General features: G+C 69.3%; 5 protein-coding genes. 1 reads left to right on the top strand and 4 read right to left on the bottom strand.

Annotation, left to right across the window (positions count from 1 at the left end):
- Positions 1-380: 380 nt before the first annotated feature.
- On the bottom strand, positions 381-2,606 hold the full coding sequence (locus tag RSO01_RS45985; RefSeq protein WP_147157337.1) for a S8 family serine peptidase: 2,226 nt from the start codon (positions 2,604-2,606) through the stop codon (positions 381-383).
- Between the two features lie 228 nt (positions 2,607-2,834).
- Positions 2,835-3,041, bottom strand: a complete 207-nt coding sequence (locus RSO01_RS45980) for a hypothetical protein (protein WP_147157336.1) — start codon at positions 3,039-3,041, stop codon at positions 2,835-2,837.
- A 257-nt stretch (positions 3,042-3,298) separates the two neighbouring features.
- On the opposite strand from RSO01_RS45980, the gene RSO01_RS45975 reads away from it, so the two are divergent.
- Positions 3,299-3,538, top strand: a complete 240-nt coding sequence (locus RSO01_RS45975) for a helix-turn-helix domain-containing protein (RefSeq protein WP_147157335.1) — start codon at positions 3,299-3,301, stop codon at positions 3,536-3,538.
- Between the two features lie 18 nt (positions 3,539-3,556).
- Here RSO01_RS45975 and RSO01_RS48755 read toward each other — a convergent pair whose 3' ends face one another.
- Both RSO01_RS48755 and RSO01_RS45965 read right to left on the bottom strand, forming a co-directional pair.
- On the bottom strand, positions 3,557-4,120 hold the full coding sequence (locus tag RSO01_RS48755; RefSeq protein ID WP_218037673.1) for a hypothetical protein: 564 nt from the start codon (positions 4,118-4,120) through the stop codon (positions 3,557-3,559).
- A 104-nt stretch (positions 4,121-4,224) separates the two neighbouring features.
- On the bottom strand, positions 4,225-4,623 hold the full coding sequence (locus RSO01_RS45965; RefSeq protein WP_147157334.1) for a hypothetical protein: 399 nt from the start codon (positions 4,621-4,623) through the stop codon (positions 4,225-4,227).
- Positions 4,624-4,698: the final 75 nt, after the last annotated feature.

Genomic DNA, 4,698 nt, shown 5'->3' with positions numbered 1-4,698 from the left:
AGGGCTATCGCATACGGCCCTTCCGTCGTCTCGACCGGCGCGCCCCTCGACTTCGCTCGGAATAAACTCCACGCGGAGCGGTGAGACCTTCGCTCCACCACAAACGGCCTATCGTGGAGAGAAGGTCTCTCCGCGCGGCCCGGAGTTTACCCCGAGCGAAGTCGAGGGGGCCTTGGCCGAGACGACCGAAATCATCTCTTTTCGCCATATGCGATAGTCCTGTCCGCAAGGGGAAGGCAGGGTGAGGGGGTTACGCACGTCGCTTCCCCCTCACCTAACCTCTCCCCCTAGCGGGGGAGAGGAACATGAGGGGAAGAGGATGGGCGCCACTACGTTCGGAGGTTACTCCGCTTCCAGTGGCGCGCTCCCGGCAATGAGTCTCAGTCTCCACCGTTCTCGAGGGCCTGCTGCAGCACCGTCGCTCGCGTCGCGTCGGCCCAGAACAGGCCGCCGGTCACGGTCCAGGCGATGCCGTACCAGACGTCGTCGCTGCCCGACCAGCGGCGGATCTTGATGGTGTAGGTCTCGCCGGGCGTGCCGGTGAACTCGGCGATCTCGTAGCTGTTGTCCCACGAGCCCGAGTAGCCGACCTGCGTGCCGTTCCTGTCGAAGACCTGCAGGTCGAGATCGACGCCGAGCACCGAGGCGATGGGAAGCTCGATGCCCGGGAACGGGAACATCGTGATCTTGCTGTCCCAGGCCAGCGCCACCTTGACCTTGCGTGGCCCCAGGAAGAAGCGCGGCAGGGTGACGTTGTAGGAGAAGGTCGTGCGTCGGTCGCGGCCGATGTCGCGCGAGCGCAGGGTGCCGACGTCCCAGCCGCGGCGCGTGCCGGCGGCGTTGCGCGAGCGGCGCTGGCTGGTGATGTCGGAGGCCTCCAGCGCATCGGTGGCGCCGGTGCCGTCGGAGGCATCGACCGAGGAGACGACATCCTGCCACCAGGTGCTGCCGGCGATGTTGCGCTTGGCGGCGGCCAGCATGATGGCGCGGCAGCCCTCGGGCCACGACTTCAAGGTGGCGTCGTGGTTCTGGATCAGGGCGACGACGCCGGCGGCAGCCGGCGAGGCCATGCTGGTGCCGCTCTTGGTGAGCTTGACGGCCGTCACGCTGGTGCCGTTGGCGGCGATCTCCGGCAGCTCGCGATCGCCGTGACTGCTGGCGGGATTGCGGAACACCGAGCTGCCGGACATGGCGCCGGCTGTGTCGTCGTGGTTGCCGACCACGAGGCCGTTGTAGCCCTTGTGGTTGACGAACTCGCTGCTCGGCGGGTTGATGTTGTCGGGGTCACCGGTAAAGAAATTCCCCGCGGCCTGGCAGATCGTGGGCCACGGCCAGTGCAGGGCGAGCCAGTCCTTGTAGATGTCGTCGAACGACATTCCCGAGGCGCCGGGCTCGCTCGAGCGATGGAAGCTCTGGCTGACGACGGTGCAGCCCTTGTCCTTGACCGCCCAGCGCAGCGCATCGAGGTCCTTGGTGTTGGCCGAATGCAGCGAACATGACGGCGCATGCCCGTGCGGGGCGTTGCGCTCGATGTTCTTCACGATGCCGTGGGTGTGGCGGGCATGGTCCGACGTCGCGAAGCCGGACGACTTGAAGCGCGCGGTGATCGAGAGGTCGGTGGTGACGTCGGGGCCGTCCTCCCACACCGCGACCTTCACGCCCGAGCCGCGGAAGCCCTGGGTGTGGACGTCGTCGGAATTGGCGATGCCGATCGAATTGACGAGATCCTCGATGCCTTCGCGCTCGTGCAGGAAGACGCCGGCGACCGCGCGGTCCTTGGCCAGGGCCGCGATCTCGGCCCGCGTCAGCTCGGCATAGACGACCGGCGCCACGGGATCGCGCTCGAGGCCGCGCCACTTGTCGCCGCACCGCGTGGTGAAGGCCGCGACGACGCGGCCGATCTCGCGGCCCTGCCGCTCGACCTCGCGGGCCGGCCGTTTGGTCTCGCCCCTGAGCTTCTTCTCGCCGTTGGCCGTCGTTTCCTCGCTGCGCAGCCAGATGGCCACCGGTACGCGGCCGCGCGTTCCGGCCTTCGCCAGATGGGCATGCAGGCTCTCCTGCAGCTTGCCGAATTTCTTCGCCCGCGCGGCCTGCAGGCGGCGCAGGAGCCGCTCGGCATCGACACGGCGCCCGGACTGGTCGAAGGCCAGCGCCGTCGGCGCACCGCTCTTGCGGTCGGAGGCCTTCATGATCTCGATGTAGCGGCCGCGCGGACGGCGATCGATCGACAGCCGCTCAGCCTCCAGCGCGCCGACGCGCAGGCGCACCATGCTCTCGACGCGCAGCCGGCCGGGCACCTTGGCCACCGAATCAGTGACGAAGAACGGGATCTCGCGGTCGCCCGGGAGGCTCTTGCCGTTGCGCGAGACGAGACCGCGCACGACGAGGCAATGCTGTCCCGGCGGGAGCGACTCCGCTTCGGGCGACCAGCTCGCGACGCGGCCGGCGCGGGCCAGCGCCACCTTGCCACGCACGCCGCGGACGACAATGCCGCCCTGCGCCGCCTCGGCGTCGAAGGCGCTCGCGGCCTCGACGGCGACGGTCGCGCGGGGAAACAGGATCTCGTTGGGAACGACGCTGACCTTGAGGCTGGTTGCCTTTGCCATGGTGCACCTCTTGTTGGAGAAGACGCGAACTGCGGCTACCGGCGAGGAGGTGTCGCGCCGAGGCGCAACGATGGCCGGCGTGCAGGGTGGCGATGGTGACCTTAGACAATTGGCCGAACGGGTCTGTGGCTTAGCGCACACAACCGCAGCAAGAGTGAAGTTCACCGGAAGGGCGGCACCGCGTGGACGGACTTCGGGCGACGCGCCTCTGCGAAGCCGGGGCGCGGCTCAGTCGTTGGCGGCCTTGCGGCCGGCGCGCACCAGCGCCTCGCCCTCGGCGGTGCGTGCGGGCAGCCGGGACATGCCGTTGCGCTCGATGAGGCCGAGGCGGCGCAGCCGCACCTCCATGTCCATCGAGGGCCGGCGCTGGCCGATGCTGCTGTCGATGGCAACCAGGGCGGCGAACTCGTCGGGGGTCAATGACTTGTCGGGCATGTCCCGATCTAACACGGGCGGCAGGCCACGGCTTGCACGGCGTCGCGCCTGCCGACACGGGATAAAGCGGACATTGTCGCGGAAAGCGCCTATAGGGTCGCGTACCGCGGATGTCCCGCGTGCTGGCCCCTGTTCCGGCCAGCCGAAAGGAATCCGATGGCCCAGAAGCACCGGCGCAGCAATCGCGAAGCCAGGAAGCCGTTCGTGGCGTCGCACGGCAATGCCCGCCGCTTCGCCGCCCGCCGAACGTAGCGCCGATGGCCAACCAGCGTCCCGACCTGCTCGCCCGTCGCCTCGTTCGCGACATGATGATCTATACGCGCGGGGTCAAGATGCGCTGGGTGCCGCTGGAGACCGTGGCGCGGCGCCTGGTGCTTAAGGACGCGAACGCGACATCGGCCGCCCTGGCGCTGGCCGAGTCCGAGGGCTGGCTGACGGTGAAGGACGGAGAGAGCCTCTGCCTCACCGATGCCGGCCGCCAGATGGCCAAGCTCTAGGGCGGCGTCCAGCGCCGCTCACCTCCGCGCTGCAGCCCTCCCCTTCTTCGCCGGCACCCACCTCACCACCCCGTTCTCCAGCAGCTCGTTCATAAACCGCACCGTCTGCTCGATCCCGCGCGCGAACGCCGCCTGCCGTTCGGGCTCCAGCAGCACGCCGGGCTTCAGCACATAGCGCGCCGGCTCCTTCTCGACGACGAAGCCGAGCTCGAGCAACTTGCGGATCTTGCGGCGCACCGTCTCGCGCGGCATGCCGGTGGCGGCGGCGATAGAGGCCGCGTTCACGGCGCGCTGCTCGGCGACCGGGATGGCGGTGTCGAAATCCTTGTGCTTCTGGCGGAAGGCGGCGTCGCGCATGCCGGGCTCGACGCCCGCCGTGCCGATGATCTCGGCGACCAGGGCGAGGTCGAGATCGCCGAAATAGAGTTCGCGGCGCTCGCGCTCGATGCGGTGAAGGTAGTTGCCCGCAAGGTAGACGAACATGCGGCTGTTCGCCGGCCTCTCGACCAGGGCCAGGCGCCCTTCCGTCGCGGTCGCCGTGGCGCGGCGTCGGGGTGCCGCGTCGCCCTTGCGGTCGGCCATGTAGCGATCGGCCGCAGCGCGCGGTGCTCGTGCTGGTTTCCCCACCCTGGCAATCCCCCTTCGTCCCGGTAAGAGGCTTCTAGCCTATCCCGGGCCGAGGAGTGTCAGCGACCGAACCTGACGCTGGCGCCCGGCCGCGCATGGCCGGTGACGGTGCAGCCCGGCGCCGTGGCGCGCAGGTTGTCGAGAAGCTGCCGCACCGCGCGCTCGTGATGATCGGCGGTCGCCGCCTCCGCCCAGGCCAGCCCGCTCGGGCTGGCCGGCATCGGGAATTTCGGCGGGGCGGCGGCCAGCACGACCTCGACCACGGGCGAGCAGGCCGTGCACACCAGCCGCTCGAAGACCTGCGTGTCGCTGACAGCCGACGGCGAGAAGGGCAGGAACGCCCAGCCCTCGGCCGGCAGCGCCACCGAGGAACGGCAGTCCTGCGCGCTCGCGCCGCCTGCCATCGACCCCGGGGCCATCGACATCACAAGCGCGATCGTCATCGCCAATCGTTGCATCGTCTCCTCCCCGTCATCCCGAGCGATGCCGCCTGAAGGGCGGCGTAGTCGAGGGACCTTTTTTGTCGATGCATC

The sequence above is a fragment of the Reyranella soli genome (genome assembly GCF_007992495.1).
GTDB lineage: Bacteria > Pseudomonadota > Alphaproteobacteria > Reyranellales > Reyranellaceae > Reyranella > Reyranella soli.
This window is presented reverse-complemented; position numbering and strand designations above follow the sequence as displayed.

Coding starts and splice junctions, on each gene's coding strand:
- RSO01_RS48755 (WP_218037673.1), bottom strand. CDS start 4,120: ATGGCCGACCGCAAGGGCGACGCGGCACCCCGACGCCGCGCCACGGCG.
- RSO01_RS45985 (WP_147157337.1), bottom strand. CDS start 2,606: ATGGCAAAGGCAACCAGCCTCAAGGTCAGCGTCGTTCCCAACGAGATC.
- RSO01_RS45965 (WP_147157334.1), bottom strand. CDS start 4,623: ATGCAACGATTGGCGATGACGATCGCGCTTGTGATGTCGATGGCCCCG.
- RSO01_RS45980 (WP_147157336.1), bottom strand. CDS start 3,041: ATGCCCGACAAGTCATTGACCCCCGACGAGTTCGCCGCCCTGGTTGCC.
- RSO01_RS45975 (WP_147157335.1), top strand. CDS start 3,299: ATGGCCAACCAGCGTCCCGACCTGCTCGCCCGTCGCCTCGTTCGCGAC.